21 protein-coding genes and 1 pseudogene are annotated in these 19,774 nt (G+C 47.8%); 13 read left to right on the top strand and 9 right to left on the bottom strand.

Features of this window, described 5'->3' with window-relative positions:
- The first annotated feature begins 85 nt into the window (after positions 1–85).
- The 9 genes from D368_RS19035 (at position 86) to nosA (ending at position 11,349) form a co-directional block, all read left to right on the top strand.
- A complete protein-coding gene (locus D368_RS19035) occupies positions 86–1,522 on the top strand; it encodes an anion permease (RefSeq protein WP_015417012.1) in 1,437 nt (478 codons plus the stop codon).
- A gap of 106 nt (positions 1,523–1,628) precedes the next feature.
- On the top strand, positions 1,629–2,327 hold the full coding sequence (locus D368_RS19030; protein ID WP_031379289.1) for a hypothetical protein: 699 nt from the start codon (positions 1,629–1,631) through the stop codon (positions 2,325–2,327).
- A 114-nt stretch (positions 2,328–2,441) separates the two neighbouring features.
- Positions 2,442–4,358 carry an NTTRR-F1 domain gene (locus tag D368_RS19025; RefSeq protein ID WP_033574970.1) on the top strand — a complete coding sequence of 639 codons (1,917 nt, stop codon included), beginning with the start codon at positions 2,442–2,444 and terminating at the stop codon, positions 4,356–4,358.
- A gap of 183 nt (positions 4,359–4,541) precedes the next feature.
- Positions 4,542–6,146, top strand: coding sequence for a sensor histidine kinase (locus tag D368_RS19020; RefSeq protein ID WP_015417015.1), 1,605 nt, complete (start codon positions 4,542–4,544; stop codon positions 6,144–6,146).
- Positions 6,143–6,823 (top strand): response regulator, encoded by a 681-nt coding sequence (locus D368_RS19015; RefSeq protein WP_015417016.1) that lies wholly within the window; start codon positions 6,143–6,145, stop codon positions 6,821–6,823. The genes D368_RS19020 and D368_RS19015 overlap by 4 nt, the downstream gene beginning before the upstream one ends.
- A gap of 12 nt (positions 6,824–6,835) precedes the next feature.
- Complete coding sequence (locus tag D368_RS19010) at positions 6,836–7,798, top strand: tripartite tricarboxylate transporter substrate binding protein (protein ID WP_031378873.1); 963 nt, start codon at positions 6,836–6,838, stop codon at positions 7,796–7,798.
- A gap of 192 nt (positions 7,799–7,990) precedes the next feature.
- The gene (gene citM, locus D368_RS19005; RefSeq protein ID WP_015417018.1) at positions 7,991–9,289 is read left to right on the top strand and encodes an Mg(2+)/citrate complex secondary transporter CitM; all 1,299 of its coding nucleotides are present in this window, start codon (positions 7,991–7,993) and stop codon (positions 9,287–9,289) included.
- A 51-nt stretch (positions 9,290–9,340) separates the two neighbouring features.
- Positions 9,341–10,135 (top strand): MBL fold metallo-hydrolase, encoded by a 795-nt coding sequence (locus D368_RS19000; protein ID WP_015417019.1) that lies wholly within the window; start codon positions 9,341–9,343, stop codon positions 10,133–10,135.
- 122 nt (positions 10,136–10,257) lie between these two features.
- Complete coding sequence (gene nosA / locus D368_RS18995; RefSeq protein ID WP_015417020.1) at positions 10,258–11,349, top strand: nitric oxide synthase; 1,092 nt, start codon at positions 10,258–10,260, stop codon at positions 11,347–11,349.
- Here the strand turns inward: nosA and D368_RS18990 are convergent.
- Complete coding sequence (locus D368_RS18990) at positions 11,343–11,615, bottom strand: acylphosphatase (RefSeq protein ID WP_003155611.1); 273 nt, start codon at positions 11,613–11,615, stop codon at positions 11,343–11,345. The genes nosA and D368_RS18990 overlap by 7 nt on opposite strands.
- A gap of 67 nt (positions 11,616–11,682) precedes the next feature.
- Between D368_RS18990 and D368_RS18985 the strand changes: the two genes are divergently transcribed.
- Entirely contained in the window at positions 11,683–12,342 is a 660-nt protein-coding gene (locus D368_RS18985; protein WP_015239385.1) for an MOSC domain-containing protein, read from the top strand.
- Between the two features lie 40 nt (positions 12,343–12,382).
- On the opposite strand, the gene D368_RS18980 is transcribed toward D368_RS18985, so the two are convergent.
- The 4 genes from D368_RS18980 to map all read right to left on the bottom strand — a co-directional run bounded on the left by D368_RS18980 (position 12,383) and on the right by map (position 14,051).
- Complete coding sequence (locus D368_RS18980) at positions 12,383–12,517, bottom strand: YflJ family protein (protein ID WP_003155609.1); 135 nt, start codon at positions 12,515–12,517, stop codon at positions 12,383–12,385.
- A 178-nt stretch (positions 12,518–12,695) separates the two neighbouring features.
- Positions 12,696–12,851 (bottom strand): hypothetical protein, encoded by a 156-nt coding sequence (locus tag D368_RS18975; protein ID WP_003155608.1) that lies wholly within the window; start codon positions 12,849–12,851, stop codon positions 12,696–12,698.
- 82 nt (positions 12,852–12,933) lie between these two features.
- Complete coding sequence (locus D368_RS18970) at positions 12,934–13,245, bottom strand: DUF3243 domain-containing protein (RefSeq protein ID WP_003155607.1); 312 nt, start codon at positions 13,243–13,245, stop codon at positions 12,934–12,936.
- 56 nt (positions 13,246–13,301) lie between these two features.
- Entirely contained in the window at positions 13,302–14,051 is a 750-nt protein-coding gene (gene map / locus D368_RS18965) for a type I methionyl aminopeptidase (protein WP_007408490.1), read from the bottom strand.
- Positions 14,052–14,214: 163 nt separating this feature from the next.
- On the opposite strand from map, the gene nagE reads away from it, so the two are divergent.
- Complete coding sequence (gene nagE / locus D368_RS18960; protein ID WP_012117066.1) at positions 14,215–15,597, top strand: N-acetylglucosamine-specific PTS transporter subunit IIBC; 1,383 nt, start codon at positions 14,215–14,217, stop codon at positions 15,595–15,597.
- 126 nt (positions 15,598–15,723) lie between these two features.
- Positions 15,724–16,172: pseudogene (locus tag D368_RS18955) on the top strand (YfmQ family protein).
- A gap of 34 nt (positions 16,173–16,206) precedes the next feature.
- Here the strand turns inward: D368_RS18955 and ltaS are convergent.
- The gene (gene ltaS / locus D368_RS18950; protein WP_015417024.1) at positions 16,207–18,144 is read right to left on the bottom strand and encodes a lipoteichoic acid synthase; all 1,938 of its coding nucleotides are present in this window, start codon (positions 18,142–18,144) and stop codon (positions 16,207–16,209) included.
- 245 nt (positions 18,145–18,389) lie between these two features.
- Here ltaS and D368_RS18945 point away from each other — a divergent pair, with 245 nt between their 5' ends.
- Entirely contained in the window at positions 18,390–18,767 is a 378-nt protein-coding gene (locus D368_RS18945) for a DnaJ family domain-containing protein (protein WP_007610033.1), read from the top strand.
- Between the two features lie 9 nt (positions 18,768–18,776).
- Here D368_RS18945 and D368_RS18940 read toward each other — a convergent pair whose 3' ends face one another.
- The 3 genes from D368_RS18940 to D368_RS18930 are packed head-to-tail and all read right to left on the bottom strand — an operon-like array spanning position 18,777 to position 19,741.
- Entirely contained in the window at positions 18,777–19,208 is a 432-nt protein-coding gene (locus tag D368_RS18940; RefSeq protein ID WP_003155596.1) for an Hsp20/alpha crystallin family protein, read from the bottom strand.
- 15 nt (positions 19,209–19,223) lie between these two features.
- On the bottom strand, positions 19,224–19,466 hold the full coding sequence (locus tag D368_RS18935; protein WP_003155595.1) for a spore germination protein: 243 nt from the start codon (positions 19,464–19,466) through the stop codon (positions 19,224–19,226).
- Positions 19,467–19,480: 14 nt separating this feature from the next.
- Positions 19,481–19,741, bottom strand: a complete 261-nt coding sequence (locus D368_RS18930) for a spore germination protein (protein ID WP_014417185.1) — start codon at positions 19,739–19,741, stop codon at positions 19,481–19,483.
- Between the last annotated feature and the right edge of the window lie 33 nt (positions 19,742–19,774).

Genomic DNA, 19,774 nt, shown 5'->3' with positions numbered 1-19,774 from the left:
TTAATTAACAAAAACGTTTATTAACTTAGTTAAGTAGTAAAATGGGATAGGGGATGGAAGACAACAAAATAGGAGGAGACCTGTAATGGCTTCAGAAAAAGACGCAAAAAAACAGCAGGCAGTAAAAATCATTCCTTTGCTTATTACTGTTGCTGTGGGATTAATCATTTGGTTTATTCCCGCGCCGTCCGGACTTGAACCTAAAGCATGGCATTTGTTCGCTATTTTTGTCGCAACAATTATCGGCTTTATCTCCAAGCCCTTGCCAATGGGCGCAATTGCAATTTTTGCATTGGCAGTCACCGCGTTAACGGGAACGCTATCTATTGAAAATACGTTAAGCGGATTTGGAAACAAGACAATCTGGCTGATTGTCATCGCCTTTTTTATTTCCCGGGGATTTATCAAAACCGGGCTCGGCGCCAGGATTTCTTACGTATTCGTACAACGGTTCGGGAAGAAAACACTCGGCCTTTCTTATTCACTGCTTTTCAGTGATTTAATTTTATCACCTGCCATTCCGAGCAACACGGCACGGGCGGGCGGCATTATTTTTCCTATTATCAGATCATTATCCGAAACTTTCGGATCAACGCCGGCAGACGGAACAGAGCGGAAAATCGGCGCTTTCTTATTAAAAACCGGTTTTCAAGGAAACTTGATTACGTCTGCGATGTTTTTGACGGCAATGGCGGCGAACCCGCTGATCGCCAAGCTGGCCCACGATGTCGCAGGGGTGGACATCACATGGACAAGCTGGGCAATCGCGGCCATTGTACCGGGATTGGCGAGCTTAATCATTACGCCGCTCGTCATTTATAAGCTGTATCCGCCGGAAATTAAAGAAACACCGGACGCGGCTAAAATCGCAACGGAAAAATTGAAAGAAATGGGTCCGTTTAAAAAATCCGAACTCTCCATGGTCATCGTCTTTTTATTGGTGCTTGCGCTGTGGATTTTCGGAGGAAGCTTAAATATCGACGCAACGACGACGGCCCTGATCGGATTATCCGTTTTGCTTTTGTCACAGGTATTAACATGGGAGGACATCAAAAAGGAACAAGGTGCATGGGATACGCTGACTTGGTTCGCGGCGCTTGTGATGCTGGCGAATTTCCTGAATGAGCTCGGCATGGTGTCTTGGTTCAGCGATATGATGAAATCATCTGTTTCCGGTTTTTCATGGATTGTGGCATTTATGATTCTGATTGTCGTGTATTATTACACGCATTACTTCTTTGCGAGTGCAACCGCGCATATCAGCGCCATGTATGCGGCATTTCTTGCCGTCATCGTGGCGGCAGGCGCTCCGCCGCTGTTGGCGGCGCTCAGCCTGGCGTTTTTCAGCAACCTTTTCGGTTCGACGACGCATTACGGATCAGGAGCGGCTCCGGTCTTTTTCGGAGCGGGTTATATATCGCAAAGCAAATGGTGGTCCATCGGCTTTATCCTGTCAATCGTCCATATTGTGACATGGCTTGTGATCGGCGGATTATGGTGGAAAGTATTAGGGTTATGGTAGAAGAAAAAAGGCAGACTCAGGTCTGCCTTTTTTTATTTCTGTAAGGAATGGGAAGGGCCTGCACATGATGACTTCAGTGCGAATAGAATATTGCCGGGGTGATAATATGAGCAGCGGCCGTAATCAATACATGATATTGAAACAGAAACCTTACAAATATATGAGCAGACATATGAAACGCCGGTATGAACAATTACCATGTGAACATGAAAGTCCGGAAACAGGGACGGAAAAACGATTTCCGTCTTCAGATGAAGATCGATCTGCCTTGTGCGTACCCGGGCTGCGAGGTCCCGAAGGCAAAAGAGGACCCGCCGGCTCCCGCGGTCCGCAAGGGGAGGCGGGTCCGCCCGGTCCCCCGGGGCCTGAGGGGCCGCCGGGAGCGGTTCCTGCGGTAGCTTTTCAAAATACAGCAGAACTAATGACGATTCCGTTAGAAGGAACACCGATAAACGTGTTAAGCGCAGTGATAGCTGCGCCGACAGATCAATTGGTGAAAACGGATGCCGTCATACAAGTAAATGTGGAATTAGATCCGCTCGCGTCTCATTTCTCATTGGTCTTAGCTGTCGAGCTGCAAAGAAATGGCGTATCGATACAAACACAGAGACAAGAGAGGAACCTCTTTTCTTCAGGCGGGCAAATCATAGGAATTCCTTTTACGTACATCGACGGAATGATGGCGGATGAAACAGCCGCGTATCAGCTCTATTTATCCGTCCTTTCTTCGAACTACGTAACACAAGTCGCAGCGGCAAACCGCTCCCTCATTGCGACGGGATTCCCCATTCAAGGATCGGATTAAGGTGATGAAAAGAAATCACCTTTTTTATTTAGGTTGTCAAAACACAGCCCGTATTAATATGCTGTCTTAATAAGTAAGACGGTCAACAACGGGAAGGAGAGGGAAAAAGATTGAATGAATAATCCGATTATAAACGGAAGCTTTGAAACCGGCACATTAGCGGGGTGGAGTTCGGCAAATACCCAGATTAACAGTTTGTTTGCACATTCAGGGAGATATTCTGCGCAATTTATTGGAGCTCAGCCATATGCTTACCTCAGTCAAATCGTTCCCATTTCAGCCAAGTCAGTGACTCTATTCGTATCACTCGCAACGCTCGGAAATGAGCCAAGTCCCCAAGTCACTCTCCAGATCATCTATGTCAGCGCAGCAGGTGAACAAATCAGTTCCATTCAAGAAAATATCACACCCGGAAATTTGCCGAACGTGCTCTTTCACACATGGTCTGAAATCTATAAAACAAGCAGTGTGCCTTCTGGCGCGGCCTCTGCCGTCATTGTATTAAGTAAAGTTTCTTCCGGAACGGTTTTAATAGATGACGTTTCATTGGCGCAAACCGGGGGTGAACCTGGCGTAACAGGAATTACAGGTCCCACAGGAGTGACGGGTCCCACAGGAGTAACCGGAGCAAGAGGAGCGACCGGAGTAACTGGTGCAACGGGAGCAACTGGTGCAACGGGAGTAAGAGGAGCGACGGGTGTAACCGGCCCAAACGGAGTAACTGGTCCGACAGGAGTAACTGGAGCTACCGGCTCGACTGGTGTAACAGGAGCAACCGGAACCACGGGCTCGACCGGAGTGACTGGAGTAACAGGCTCAACCGGTGCAACCGGAGTAACCGGAATAACGGGCTCAACCGGAGTGACTGGTGCAACAGGATCGACAGGAGCAATTGGTTCAACCGGACCGACAGGCTCAACGGGAGCAACGGGAGCAACCGGCCCCATCGGAGCAACGGGTGCATCCGGGGCGACAGGCGCAACGGGAATAACGGGAGTAACCGGCTCGACCGGTCCAACGGGAGAGATCGGCCCAACCGGAGTAACGGGTCCAACGGGAGAGATCGGTCCAACTGGATCGTCAGGCTCAACTGGGATTACCGGCGCAACGGGATCGACAGGAGAAACAGGCGCGACTGGCTCAACAGGAGTAACTGGAGCAACGGGTGTAACCGGTTCAACCGGCGCAACCGGAGCGACAGGTACAACAGGCCGAACTGGTTCAACGGGAGAAACCGGAGCAACTGGAGTGACTGGTGCAACGGGGATAACAGGAGCGACTGGAGCAACCGGAACCACGGGCTCAACTGGAGTAACAGGGGCGATTGGAGCAACCGGCTCAACCGGAGTAACGGGTCTAACTGGTGTAACGGGCTCAACTGGTGTAACAGGAGCAACGGGATCGACAGGCTCAACCGGCACAACCGGTGTAACGGGAGTGACTGGGTCAACGGGGATAACCGGAGTAACAGGCGCAACTGGGATAACCGGAGCCACTGGGATCACCGGAGCAGGCGCGATCATTCCTTATGCTTCAGGTCTTCCCACTGCCGTGACGACCATTGCCGGCGGATTAATCGGAACGGTGAGCCTTGTCGGGTTCGGCAATTCTGTGACGGGCGTCAATGTCGGAGGGGGAGGCGCAATTGATCTTACCGGGGCTGGAGGAACTCTGCTGAACTTTGCTTTTTCTGCTCCGAGAAGCGGAACCATTACATCAATTGCCGCCTATTTCAGTACAACCGCAGCATTGTCGCTTGTCGGCTCGACTGTTACGATAACCGCACAACTATACAGTTCTACTGTGCCGAACAATACGTTCACGCCGATCCCCGGAGCATCCGTCACTTTAGCTCCTCCCCTCACCGGCGTATTGTCAATCGGCAGCATCAGCAACGGAATCACGACAGGACTGAACATTGCGGTAACTCCTCAAACCCGGCTGTTAATGGTATTCTCCGCCACTGCTACAGGCCTTTCGCTTATTAATACAGTGGCGGGATATGCAAGCGCGGGAGTTACAATTTCCTGATAGATTGCAGACTGACTTCGGTCAGTCTTTTTTATGTGTTATATCAATTGTGTAAAAGTAAATATATACCTATCATCACCTTTTTGGTAAGCCGCAAGAGAAAAAGATCACGAAAATTCTCAAAAATGAGAAATAAAGATTTAAAAAATGGTATGATTTTAGGAGGAAAGGACGGCTGGTGCTGTGTTGGAAGCGAAGCGGTTTTATGTCTCTCTGCAAATGAAAATCGCCGGATTAATTACGGCTTTATTAATACTTGTCATCGGAACGCTCACGGTTATATTTGCCTTTCAGCAATTAAAGGAAGGGCAGAAGCAGGCTGAACAGCTGGCGGTGCAAACGGCAAAAACCATTTCATATATGCCTCCCGTAAAAGAGGCGTTCCGGCTTGCGGATCAAGAGGCTTTTACAAAGTTAGATGTCATTGAACAAATGAAAGAACAGGCAGGCGCGCACGCCGTCTACATCACTGATCAAAAAGGGCATGTTGCATTTCATTCGGCCCGAAGCAGTATTCCGAAAGAAAATCAAAATCTGCAAAACAAAACCGTCATGTTCGGCGGGTCTCCGGTTTCCGACGGAATGAAGGCCGTCCGGGGAAGCGCCCCGGTTATTTTGGAGGAAAAAAATCATAACGAAGTCGTCGGAACGGTGACAGTCGAATTTCTACAAGATGAGATAGAAAAAGATATGAAAGCGCATCTGCGGCATTTAGGCTATTTTGCATGTTTGGTGTTTCTTATCGGCATCGGGGGAGCGGCGGCGCTCGCAAAAAGCATCCGTAAAGATACACTCGGCCTTGAACCGCATGAAATTGCAGCGCTGTACAGGGAACGCAATGCGATGCTCCTTGCGATGAAAGAAGGGATTATCGCCGTAAACAAAGAAGGCGCGGTAACCATGATGAATTTATCTGCGGCTGATATGCTGAATCTTCCGGAACCGATGATCGGAAGGCATATAAAAGAAATCATGCCGGGCGCAAAGCTCATGCCGGTGTTGGCAGGGGGAGAATTACCGCCGAACGTGGAGGTGCGTGCCGGAGATAAAGTATTTATCTTAAACGTGAAAGAAATGAAGCAGACCGGACAAGTATACGGAGCGGTGATCAGCTTCCGCGAAAAAACGGAGCTCAAGAAACTGATCAACAAGCTGACTGAAATGAAAAAATACTCGGAGGATCTCCGGGCGCAAACGCATGAATTCTCGAATAAGCTTTACGCGATACTCGGTCTGTTAGAGCTGGGAGAATATAATGAAGCCATTGAACTGATAAAAGAAGAGTACGCCATCCAGAATGAACAGCATGAAATCCTCTTTCAAAACATTCATTCACAGCGGGTTCAGGCCATACTATTAGGAAAAATGGGAAAGGCGTCTGAGAAGAAAGTGAAGCTTTCAATAGATGAAAACAGCTTTTTAGAATCGCTGCCGGAGCATGTGGGTTCATCCCAGCTCATTACGATCATCGGAAATCTTATTGATAACGCTTTCGAAGCCGTCGCCGAAAAAGAGAAAAAAGAGGTATCCTTTTTCATGACCGATATCGGCAGGGATATCGTCATCGAAGTGGCGGACTCAGGAGACGGCGTGCCTCAGGAAAAAACAGAAACGATATTTGAAAAGGGCTACTCTTCAAAGGGGACAAGGAGAGGATACGGCTTAGCCAATCTGAAAGAAGCCGTCAGTGAATTGCAGGGATCGATAGAGATTTCGCAGCAAAAGAGCGGCGGTGCTGTATTTACGGTGTTTATACCGAAAGAAAGGCCAAAGGGGGAATCGGTGTGATTAACATCGCGATTGCAGAGGACGACTTTCGAATAGCGCAAATTCACGAAAAATTTATCGAACATCTTGATGGATTCAATGTCATCGGCAAAGCAATCAATGCCAAAGACACCATATCGCTGCTTGAGAAACGGCAGCCTGATCTGCTGCTTTTGGATATTTATATGCCGGATGAGCTGGGGACAGATCTGCTCCCGCTTATCCGCGGCCGTTTTCCTTCCGTTGATATCATCATTATTACGGCTTCTGCCGAAACAAGGCTGCTGCAGGAAGCGCTCAGATCAGGCGTTTCCTACTATGTCATAAAACCGGTGTCGGCACATAAATTTACAGAAGTGCTTTTGCAGTACCGTGAAAAAAGAGAATGGCTGCACTCACAGCCGGAGCTGAGCCAGTCCGTGATCGACATGTTTTTCGGAAGCGGTCAGAAAGAACAAAAACAGCACAATGATCTGCCGACAGGCATTAATTCGATTACGCTTCAAAAAATCAAAAACGCGCTCAGGGCGTCCCAAAAAGGGATGACGGCTGAAGAACTGGGCGAAAAAATGGGCGCCTCCAGAACAACGGCGCGGCGCTACGCCGAGTTTCTCGTTTCTCGGGAAGAAGCGCTCGCTGAATTAGAGTACGGCATTATCGGCAGGCCGGAACGGAAATATTATTTAGCACATGAATAAGGGATGGGAGAAATGAAGCGGTTGGGAGTGCTTCTTGTCATGCTGGCGGCGCTGGTTTCTTTTGACGGACGGCAGATGGCGGGCATCCGTTCAGCTGAAGGGCCGGTTGAAATTGTCGTTCCGGCAGCGCCTCAAGGGGGCTGGGACGTAACGGCAAAAGCTTTGCAATCGGTAATAGAGCGGAAGCAAATATTAGGCCGGCCTGTTAAGATCGTCTATAAACCCGGCGGAGGCGGAGACAGCGGCTGGAAATATGTAAACGAACGAAAAACGGATGTCATCAGTATGAATTCAAGTCTGCTGTTAAGCAATGAAATTTTGGGACAAAGCCGGCTGAAGGCAGCTGATTTTACGCCTTTGGCCATTATCGCAAAAGAGTGGCAGACCGTCGCTCTTCCGAAGGATTCAAAGATAAAAAGCGGAAGGCGGCTGCTCGGCGATATTAAAGCACATCCGGGCGGCATAAAAATCGGATTTGCGCCCGGCCTCGGAAATGATGACCAGCTCTCCTTTGCGAGAGCGGCGGAAATGGCCGGAATTTCTCCGTTTGATATCCGCTTTTTTCAATACGGAAGCAGCAATGAAGTCATTGAAGCTCTTATCAGTCACGAGATAGACGCCGCCTCAATGACCATTTCAGAAGCGAGAGACGCCTATCGGAAAGGGAAAATCACATTGGCGGCCGTTACGTCTGACAAAAGGCTCTCCGGCTTCAGCGATGTGCCGACATGGAAAGAGCAGGGGGTGCCGTTTGTCTTTGCGCACTGGAGAGGCATCATGGGGCCGAAAGACATGACCGAAGGCGAGATCGCCTATTGGGATCAGGCTTTGAAACAGATTACCTCATCCGCGGAGTGGAAGCAAATGTTGAAAAAACGGGATTGGGAGAGCTTTTATAAAAACAGCAGCGGCGCAAAACGCTTTTTAGAAGAGCAGACCGAGTTCTATAAAGAGATGATGAGCAGCGAAAAATAAGCCTTCCGCATATTTGCGGAAGGCTTTTGATTTATAAATGAACAAAATGAACGAAAAGGTTATAAAAAATTAAAAATCTTTAAAATCCAAAATATTTACTTCAATATCCAATTCTCATAAGATAGCAAAAAGGCGGATAAAGGGGATCGGGCCTTTAAAATGTAAGCGTATTCATAATAAGGGGGACATACTGTGTTAGCAATCTTAGGCTTTCTTATGATGCTTGTTTTTATGGTGCTGATTATGACAAAACGGCTTTCAGTGTTAACGGCGCTCGTATTAACGCCGATCGTGTTTGCGCTGATTGCCGGGTTTTCTTTTAACCGGGTCGGCGAGATGATGATCTCCGGCATTGAACAGGTGGCGCCGATCGCAGTGATGATTATATTTGCGATTCTTTATTTCGGCATTATGATTGATACCGGTTTATTTGATCCGATGGTGTCGCGTATTTTAAAGCTGGTTAAAGGCGACCCGCTCAAAATTGTAGTCGGAACAGCCGTTTTGACCATGCTTGTCGCACTGGACGGAGACGGCTCGACGACGTATATGATTACGACAAGCGCAATGCTGCCTTTGTATATCATGCTCGGAATCCGTCCGATTATTTTAGCGGGAATCGCCGGGGTCGGCATGGGTATCATGAACACGATACCATGGGGCGGCGCGACGCCGCGTGCGGCGAGTGCGCTCGGCGTTGACCCGGCAGAGCTGACGGGGCCGATGATGCCCGTCATCGCGAGCGGAATGGTGTGTATGATTGTGGTCGCTTATGTACTCGGAAGGATGGAAAGGAAACGGCTCGGGGTGATCGAATTAAAACAGCCGTCCCATACAAATGAAACGGCTGCGGCTGCGGAAGATGAATGGAAGCGGCCGAAACTGTGGTGGTTCAATTTACTGTTAACGCTTTCTTTAGTGGGATTTTTAGTGTCAGGAAAAGTGAATTTAACCGTGCTGTTCATCATTGCGTTTTGTATCGCGCTGATTGTCAACTATCCGAAACTTAACGATCAAAGGGAGCGCATTTCAGCCCATTCGAGCAATGTGCTTGCGATCGGTTCGATGATTTTTGCCGCAGGCGTGTTTACCGGAATTTTAACGGGGACGAAGATGGTTGATGAAATGGCCATTTCCCTCGTATCGCTTATTCCGGAACAGATGGGAGGTTTTATTCCGGCGATTGTTGCCTTAACGAGCGGTATCTTTACGTTTCTGATGCCTAATGACGCCTATTTTTACGGCGTGCTGCCCATTTTATCTGAGACCGCCGTGGCGTACGGTGTAGATAAGGTGGAAATCGCCCGCGCTTCGATTATCGGCCAGCCGATTCATATGTTAAGCCCGCTCGTGCCGTCGACGCATTTATTAGTCGGGCTTGCCGGGGTCACCATTGATGAACACCAGAAATTTGCGATGAAATGGGCGGTTCTTGCCGTTATCGTCATGACGGCCTTTGCGCTCATCATCGGCGCAATCACGATTTTTTAACATAAAACACCCGGTTCGTCGCACACTAAAGGCATCAGAGGAGGTGCCATGATGAGTGATCCGTTTATGCCGCTTTTTTCAGTGAGAAGCGGCGCCGGTTTTAAAGCGGCGGATGGCGTTTACGGACTGACCGTGCAGATTGCGAATGTTTACTTTATCGAAAGTCCCTCAGCTCCGCGGGAAATCATTCTGGTTGACGCGGGAATGCCTCAATCGGCGGAGATGATAACAGAAGAAATGAAACGCCGATTCAAAGAGGGGTATGAGCTGAAGGCGGTCATTTTGACACACGGTCATTTTGATCATGTCGGTGCGATTGAAGAACTGCTTGAGCTTTGGGATGTGCCGGTTTACATTCATGAAAAGGAGCTCCCGTACGTCACGGGGAAAGCGGATTATCCGCCTGCCAGGCCCGATGCGAAAAAAGGGCTTGTCGCAAAGCTGTCACCGCTGTTTCCGCGCCATACGATCCGCATTCCGTCCGTTCAGGCACTGCCTTCAGACGGTACCGTTCCGTTTCTTGAGGAATGGAGATGGGTGCATACGCCAGGCCACACACCCGGCCATATTTCATTATTCCGGGATAAAGACCGCGTGCTGCTTGCCGGTGATGCCGTGATCACTGTTGAACAGGAATCGCTTGCGGACGTTGTCATTCAAAAACAAGAGCTTCACGGGCCGCCCGCCTATTTTACAGCGGATACGCAGACGGCGGCCGCATCCGTTCAGAAACTGGCGGAACTGGAGCCGGAAGCGCTTTTGACGGGTCACGGAATTCCGATGACGGGAAAAAACTACCGTGAGGATTTGCTTACACTGGCTGAAAAACTGCATTCCGTTTTGTGAAACACCTGCGAAAATCACAGGTGTTTTTTCTTTGCAGTTTCCAGTATGATACAAAAAACCATTGTGTTCACACCTAAAAACGATACAATGGGAAACAGATGTAAATTGAAGGAGAGAGTTTTTTGAAACATACGGAAATACTTTGGGATGAGGCGAAGGATTTTATTGATGTCTGCTATCGGGAACTCGGAATGGAATCGCAAATCAACGCGCGACTGCACGCGATAAAAGATGAGATAGAGCGGACGGGAAGTTACGTCCATACGGCGGAAGAGCTTGAACACGGGGCGAAAATGGCGTGGCGCAACAGCAACCGCTGTATCGGGCGTCTGTTCTGGCAATCGCTGAACGTCATTGACCGGCGCAATGTGAACACGAAAGAAGAGGTGCGTGACGCATTATTTGAACATATTGAAATCGCCACGAACGGCGGAAAAATTAAACCGACGATTACGATTTTCCCTCCTGAGAAGAACGGGGAGAAACAAGTGGAAATCTGGAATCACCAGCTCATCCGCTATGCGGGATATGAGACTGAAAAAGGAAGAGTCGGTGATCCGGCATCATATGAGCTGACGGCTGTTTGCGAAAAACTCGGCTGGCGCGGGAAGCGGACCGATTTTGATATTCTGCCGCTGCTTTTCCGGATGAAAGGGGACGGGCAGCCGGTCTGGTATGACCTGCCTCAGACGCTCGTGAAAGAAGTGCCGATCACCCATCCGGATATTGAAGAGTTTGCCGATTTAAATCTCAGATGGTACGGGGTTCCGATTATCGCCGATATGAGGCTTGAAATCGGCGGACTGTCGTACAACGCGGCGCCTTTTAACGGATGGTATATGGGAACCGAAATCGGCGCAAGGAATCTTGCTGACGAAAAGCGGTATGATATGCTCAAAAAAGCCGCTTCGGTCATGGGGATTTCCGCCAGCCTGAATACTGACCTGTGGAAAGATCAGGTGCTGGTGGAACTGAATAAGGCAGTGCTCTATTCATACAAAAAACACGGTGTCAGCATTGTCGATCACCATACGGCCGCGAATCAATTTAAGCGCTTTGAAGAACAGGAACAAGACGCGGGCAGAAAGCTGACGGGCGACTGGACCTGGCTGATTCCGCCGATCTCGCCGGCTTCCACCCACATTTTTCATAAATCATATGACGATACGATTGTGAAGCCGAATTATTTTTATCAGGACAAGCCTTATCAGTAACTGATGGAAAAGGTGCGGTACCCTTTCAGACGGTGTGATTCTTCGATGGTTACGTTTGTGACATTTGAGAAGGGGCTGCCTTTTCTGACCGCTTCGGCAAATTGTTTTAACGACTCTTCAGGGCCTTCGGCAAGGATTTCCACCCGGCCGTCATCACGGTTTTTTACCCAGCCGGCTATCTTATGTCTGTCGGCTTCCATCTGGACGAAGTAGCGAAAACCTACGCCCTGAACCCGGCCGTCTGCAATCATATGATACTGAAGCATGGAAAAACCACCTTTTTCTTACTATGATAAAGGAAAGATAGGATATTTCGCAAAGGATGTGAACGAGATGACGCAAGACTATTCTGTCTTATCTATCAATCTCGGAAAGCCCGCAATTCATGAATTTGCCGGCAGACAAATCAATTCAGGCATCATCAAGCGGCCCGCAGATTCTCCCGTCATGCTGTATAAAACCCATTTTGACGGGGACGGGCAGGCTGATCTGAAGCATCACGGAGGTCCCGATAAAGCGGTGTGCGTGTATCCCGCCGAGCATTATTCATATTGGGAAACAACGCTCGCGAGAAAACTTCCCGCCGCCGCGTTCGGAGAGAATGTAACGGTCAAAGGACTGGCCGAACAAGACGTGTGGATCGGAGACGTCTTTCAGCTGGGGGAAGCCGTCGTTCAAGTAAGCCAGCCGCGCCAGCCCTGCGTCAAACTCGCGCTCAAATATGGCATCAAAGATATGGTGCTCCGTGTACAGCAGACGGGATTTACCGGCTTTTATTTCAGGGTGCTTGAAGAAGGATATGTCGATCCGCGTCCCGTTCTCAAGCGTCTGTCGAGAGGCAAAGAAAGCATTTCCGTCTGGTATGCGAACGAAGTGAAATACCGTGATTCAGGCAATCTGTCAGCGATTGAAGAAATACTGCGGGAAGAAGCGCTGTCAGAAAGCTGGAGGGAGTCCTTCCTTAAAAAAAGGGACAGGCTCACTAATGTATAGAAAAAAAGCCGTGCTGCACTGACAGCACGGCTGATTTACGTTATGCTTGTTTTTTTGTTTCCAGCAGATTGGCAAGGAAGTACTTTTTGAAGCTTTGAAGCTTTCTTCCTTCATAGTGGGTAATTCCTTTTTTCTTTAACTCTTCTACATACCAGCCTTTACTGCCATAATGCATGTCAGAAAACTCCTTTCTCCGTTCTCCCGTTGGGGAGGTTTCTTCAGCTTTTGCCAAACTTTTGGCATTGTAACATCTATAAAAAGACGCTGAAAAGGGATAATGCAAAAACTGAGACTTTCGATTCAGAGATGTAAAGCTTTCTTACATATATATGTAAAGGGCGGTCTTTTCATGCTTAATGGCCGGTTAATTTTAACAGCACCGTTCCGAGTGTCATGATTCCGAAAACGACGCCGAAATAAATCAGCATCCCCTTCTTTTTCTTCACCCCGTAAACGGTGAGAATGATGCTTTCAATAAAGAAAATAAACCCGAAGATAATAAACCACATGTTGAAAAATGGCTCCTTTCACAGACATATGTCCAGTGTAGCACAACTCTTATAACGGAGCATAAAAAAGCCGGGCACTGTATCAGTGTCCGGCAAGTTTGACGAGAAGCTGGGCCAAATGCTGTTTTTCATTGTCATCCGCAATGTCCCACAGTTCTTGTAAGAGTTTTTCTTCCGCATTGCGGGGCTCCTCGTGTTTGGCGAGATAGTCCCCGAGGATGGCGGCGCTTTTGATGATTTTGCTGTCATCCAGACCCAGTTTTTTTCCGGCGGAAATTTTCTGATGAAGGTACGCCTTAAATTCCTCGAAATCCTCTAAAATCTGCTGTTTCGTTACGCCGTGCATGGCGTGTATTTCGTTTTCGATTTTGATTTTTTCTTTATCTTTTTTCATGCGTCTCCCTCCTTCGGGTTAGTTGTTGTATACCTGTTTGGAAGGGAGATGAAACATTACAATGCAGTTAAAATAATCGGTTTGTCTTTTGTGATCACGATGGTGTGTTCCACTTGGGCGACAAGGCTTTTATCCGGCGTTTTAAACGTCCAGCCGTCTCCCGCTTCAACAATCGTTTCCGCTTTCGTGGAAATAAACGGCTCAAGCGCGATCACGGTTCCGTTTTTAAACAGCGCGTTATCAAACGGATCGTAGTAATTCATGATGTGGTTCGGCGCTTCATGAAGGTTTCTGCCGATTCCGTGGCCCGTCAGCGTTTTAATAACGGTAAATCCGTTGGAGCGGGCTTCATGGTAGACGGCTCTGCCGATCTGGTTTTGGCGTTTGCCTGCTTTTGCCTGATCCAATCCTTTCTGAAATGCGGATGCTGCGCAGTTACAAAGCTTTTGCAGACGTTCATCGCCTTCTCCGAGTACAAATGAAATTCCCGTATCGGAATAAAAACCGCCGAACTCCGCCGAAATATCGATATTTACAAGATCTCCGGCTTTTAAGATTTTAGAGGCGCTCGGGATGCCGTGAGCGACTTCGTCATTTACGCTGATGCATGTCACGCCCGGGAAATCGTATTCCTTCTCCGGAGCGGAAGCGGCTCCGTGCTCGTCAAGCACAGCCTTTCCGATCAGGTCAAGATCTTTCGTGCTCATGCCGGGCTCGGCTTTTTTCTTCATTTCTTCACGCGCCAGCGCGACGATTCTGCCGATTTTTTTAAGGCCTTCTAATTCTTGATCGTTCGTTACAATCATTGTCATTCCCGCTTTCTATTTTTAATCATCTGATTCAAGCTTACCACAACTGGTTTATAAATAGAAAACCAACAAGCCTTATGTGAATAAATGAAGGAAAATTGGTATAGATCACTAGATAACTTATGTGGTATATTTAAGAAAAAGAAGGGGGATGGGTAAAATGCTTCAATTTTTGCAAAAACTCGGAAAATCATTTATGCTTCCGATTGCCGTTCTGCCCGCCGTTGGTATTATTTTGGCCATCGGCAGAGAGGACTTATTAAATATTCCGTTCATTTACGCGGCGGGGACCGCGGTATTTGATCATCTGCCGCTGATTTTCGCGATCGGAATCGCGATCGGGATTTCCAAAGACAGCAACGGGGCCGCCGCTCTGTCGGGAGCCATTTCTTATATCATGCTGGACGCGGCTGTAAAATCAATCAATTCGACAAATAATATGGCCGTTTTCGGAGGGATTATCGCGGGGTTAATTGCGGGATACACGTATAATCGCTTTAAGGATACGAAGCTGCCCGAATATCTCGGGTTTTTCAGCGGGCGCCGGCTCGTTCCGATTGTAACGGCGCTGATTACCATTATTTTGGCGGGGATCTTCGGATTTGTGTGGCCGCCGATTCAGTCGGTGATTACGTCTTTCGGGGAATGGATGATCGGGCTTGGCGGAATCGGCGCCGGGATTTACGGGATTTTTAACCGGCTTTTGATTCCATTCGGTCTTCATCATGTGCTGAATAATATTTTTTGGTTCCAGTTTGGCGATTTTCACGGAAAAACGGGAGATCTGGCCCGCTTCTTTGCGAAGGATCCGACGGCGGGAACTTATATGACGGGATTCTTCCCGATTATGATGTTCGGGCTTCCGGCCGCATGTCTGGCAATGATTGCCGCGGCTAAGCCAAGTAAGCGCAAAGCGACGGCCGGAATGATGATCGGTCTCGCGCTGACGGCATTTATTACCGGAATTACAGAGCCGATTGAATTTGCATTTATGTTTTTATCACCGCTTTTGTACGGGGTTCATGCTATATTAACCGGGTTCTCTTTATTTATCGTGAATGTTCTCGGAATCAGGTCAGGTTTTTCATTCTCGGCGGGGGCGATCGATTATCTCCTCAGCTACGGCATTGCCGAAAAACCGCTTTTGCTGCTCGTTGTCGGGCTTTGTTATGCAGTGATCTATTTTGTCGTATTCTATATGCTCATCAAAACGTTAAACTTGAAAACGCCGGGACGGGAAGATGATGAGGAAGAGGAAGAAGTGCTTAGTGAAGATACGGCCGGTTCCGTCGAAGAACATGCCATGCTCAAGGGGCTCGGCGGCAGGCAAAACCTCGAAACGATTGATCACTGTGCGACCCGCCTCAGGCTGACCGTGCAGGATACGTCTCTCATTAATGAGGCGGCGCTTAAAAAAGCGGGAGCAAAAGGGGTTATCAAAACGGGGAATAAAACGGCACAGGTCATTATCGGGCCGAACGTCGAATTTGTCGCGGAAGAGCTGAGAGAAGCCGTCCGCCTTGACGACCAGAAGCAGACTTGAAAAATCCGGATCACCTATGTGATCCGGATTTTTTTTGAACATATATCAAGTTTCACATAATGTACAAAAAACAACGTTTTCTTCTATGTTAAGATTCATGTAGAACAAGTATGGAGATGATGTAAGGTGACATGGATTGCAGTTGTTTCAATTGTTGTCATAAGCCTGATTAAGATTGTGCTGACATGCCTTCCTACCGGAGCGGTGGAATGGATCCTCCGCAAGTTTGAAACCCATTCAAAGCTCAGTGACGCGTCCGCTGCCGTTTCCCTCGGCGGAAAACGTCTGGAAGGCGAAGACAAACGCCGGGTGATTGATGATTTTAACGAAGCCGTGTTTATCGAACGGCATTATATATACCCAGGGGATGAAGAGCGTTATCTTCATCCGCAAAACGGAGCCGATCCGCTTGTCATTAAGACGAGAAAAGGAAAAAAGATGTGACGGTGTTTGTATACAGCTACGAAGATCATGTAGATGTTGTCAAACAGCAGAAAAAGAAAGTCGTCGCTTATTCAGTTCTTTCCGACAGCCTGCAAAAGCGCTCTATGGCCGCCGCCGGGAGCTGGACATAAAAAAGCCAGATCATTGATATGATCTGGCTTTTGTTTATTCTTTTTGATCGTCTGCTGAGGAATCTTCACGTTTCGTATAATCAAATTGTGAAGGGTCCACTTTCTTAAAGCCTTTCGGCTGATAGAAACGAAGCAGATCGCCGTTGATGATCTTATCAGACATTTCAAGCTCAGTCTTGACGAGAGAGTCTTCTTTTTTGTCGACTTCTGAATCATCTAAAAGTCTTCCGGTTTTCGTATCGTAATACTTGCCGGACACTTTCGTATAGTTCGGTGAGATGAAGTCTCCGTTACGGAACGGAATGACTTCTCTGTGCTCTTTCGATAAGATATCTGAACCTGACATGAGATAATCTTTCGTATCGACGCCGAGCAGATGAAGAACGGTCGGCGCGACATCGACTTCACCGGCAAATTTATGATTGCGGCCGCCTTTCACGCCGGGAGCGTGGATAAAGAGCGGCACCCGCTGAAGCTGGGCATTGTCGTATTCAGTGATCTCATCTTTGCCGAGCACTTTCGCCATCGCTTTATTATGGTTTTCGGAGATGCCGTAGTGGTCTCCGTACATCACGATAATCGACTTATCGTACAGGCCGTCTTTTTTCAGGTCATGAAAGAACTGTTCAATTGATTCATCCAGATAGTTCGCGGACTGGAAGTAGTTATTGACGACTGAATCGCCAAAGTCTCCCGCCGGGAAGTCCGTGTCTTCTTTATCCATTCCGAACGGGAAGTGGTTGGACAGCGTAATGAACTTCGTATAGAACGGCTGCGGCAGGCTCTTTAAGAGCGGCATGGATTCTTTGAAATACGGTTTGTCTTTCATGCCGTAGTTTTTCGTGTTTTCTTCGCTCATGTCATAATAAGCGGAATCGAAAAACTTATCGATGCCTTCCGCTTTGTACATTTCGTTACGGTTCCAGAAAGTCTGCGTATTTCCGTGGAAAGCGGCAGACGTGTACTTTTTGCCTTTTAAGATCGCAGGAACGGACTGCAGCGTGTTTTGCGCTTTATTGACGAAAACCGAACCTTGCGAAAGCGGGTACAGAGAGTTCTCCATCATAAATTCCGCATCAGATGTTTTACCTTGTCCCGTTTGGTGGAAAAAGTTATCAAAGTAGAATGTTTGATTATCGTGCGCCAGTTTGTTTAAAAACGGCGTCACTTCCTTGCCGTTAATTTTATAGTCAATGATAAAGGATTGCAGAGACTCTAATGAGACGTAGATGACGTTTTTTCCTTCGGCTTTTCCGAAGTAGACGTTGTTCGGCACGTCATAGTTGGCCTTCATATAGTTTTCCACATCCGTTACATCGCTTGAATCGGCAAGCGCGCGCTGGCTGTTTGATTTCACATTCTGCACGGCATCGTAAATCGTAAAGTTGTACGTGCCCAAGTATTTCACCAGATAGTTACGGTCAAATGAGCGTGTCAAAAGCTCAGGACGGTCGGATTCCGCGACGGCGAGGTTGATCAGGAACATAAGCACGGCGGAAGCCAAAACGATTCTGAATGATTTCTTCACCGGTTTTTCAGCCGGTTTTTTCATCTTAAGGGCCAAAATAATCAAAATGACGGTATCCAGGAAGTAGAAGGCGTCTGTCCATCTCATTAACGAGAACGCGCTGTCTCCGAGCTGGCCGCCGTTTGTCTTTGCCTGCATCATGACCGGGATGGTAATGAAATCATTAAAGAATCTATAATAGACGATGTTTGCAAAAAGCAAAAAAGACAATAAAAAATGAATCACAATAATGGCTGTCTGCTGTAATTTTTTCTTGAAAAGAAGCCCAAATCCAAGAAAGAACAAGCTGGAGCTCAGCGGATTCACAAAAAGCAATATTTTCTGGATCGTGTTGTCTATGCCGAGGTTAAAGTTTAAAATATAAGCGACATATGTTTTCACCCACAATAACACGACCGCTATCAAGAAGAAGGCAAGTCCTCTTTCTTTTATAAATGTTTTCATTGTTACACTCCTTTTTTCCGATCACGGTTTACACGGAACGATAGAAAAAACGAACGTAATCAATATACCATGAAACCAGCAAATAGAAAAGGTGGAAAAGGCTCATCGGAAAAAGGGCGAAAAACGCTGTCGCAACGGGGGTTGATCTGTTGAATGACAGCTTTAAAACATATAAATGGAACAAACTGGGCTTTGTGTTTCCGTTTAATCATACCCGGTTCTTTTGAAAAAAGAGGTGAACAGTGATGGATATTGCCCATATCGTGGCTGAAGATAAAATCAAGCGCGCCATTAAGGATGGAGAGTTCGCCGGCATCAAAGGAATGGGAAAGCCCCTGCCGAAAGACGATGCCGCACATCTTCCGGAGTCGCTCAGAATGGGCTACCGCATATTAAAAAACGCCGGGATCGCCGAGGATGAGGGCGCGCTGAAGAAAGAGCTGATGACGCTCGATTATTTGATCGCCAAGTGCCGCAATGAACAGGAGCGGGATCACCTGCGGAACAAACGGACGGAAAAACAAGTCAGACTCGACAAACTGACGGAGGAGAAAGCCATGTTTTCAAAACCCGCATCTTCTCATTATAAGGAGAAAGTGTACAGACGGCTGGGCCGCCCGTAAGCCGGCTCTTTAGATTTTTTTCTGAAAAGGAATGTGCTCCATAAGGCGCGGGTAGGAAATGTGGAGCAGGCCGTTTACGCACTGCGCCTGTAACAGGTGGGGCTCAGCCGGTTCAGGAAGCTCAATCGTCTCATCGATTTCCCCGTAATACCGGTTTTGGCAGACGCCCATGTTCTTTGGAAAAAGGGGTGTGATGTTTCCTCTTATATGCAGCCGTGTTCTTGACAGCAGCCTCAATGTCAATTCTTCTTCGTAAACGCCGGGCATTTCCACAATGACAAATGTGTGCTGTTCATCCTGATAAATATCATAAGTCAGGGTGTTTTTTTGTAAGGAGAAAAAATCTTCGGGAGATTTCCGTTTCAGGACATTGGTCCAAAAGTCGCTGGGCTTGTGCTCGTTCGTAATCTCAAGCCACTTTCTCATTTTTTCGATATCCACTTCGGCAGAACCTCCCTATATTTGATTTGCGATCGGCATTGACGGGTTGGCGATCTGATCCTGATCGCTCACGTCAGGGTCAAGATGGCCCGAATTCAAACATCCGGCGGCCGGCGAAAAATCCCCTAAAGAAAAGTTTGCGCCGACAAATTTGCTGTTGGCGGTGTGGCTGTTTTGTACGGTCTGACCGATATCGACGTTTCCGTTTTGCGTTGCTCCGTTTACTTTTATATTGACGACGTTAATTTGGTAAGGCATTCATAAAAACCCCTTTAATCTATAGTCGGCGGTACCGGCATAACATTTGCGGTATCTGCGGTTCCGATTTCTGTCTGGTCGTTGACATCAGGATCATTTAACAAGTTCTCCATCATCGATTCTATAGGTGACGTATCGCCGAATGAAGAGTTCAGTCCTTGTGATTTGTTATTTGTGGTGGGACTGTTGTATGCCGCTTCCCCAATCGTAATAGATCCGTTGCCAGAAATACTGTTAATCTTCAAATAGTACAGGTTGATAACAGTGGATGGCATCTCTTCACACCTCTTTAACTTAGTTGTACAGTA

This window comes from Paenibacillus lentimorbus NRRL B-30488, assembly GCF_000411595.1.
Lineage (GTDB): Bacteria > Bacillota > Bacilli > Bacillales > Bacillaceae > Bacillus > Bacillus velezensis.
The sequence above is the reverse complement of the archived record's forward strand: the minus strand, read 5'-3'. Positions and strand labels throughout refer to the sequence as shown.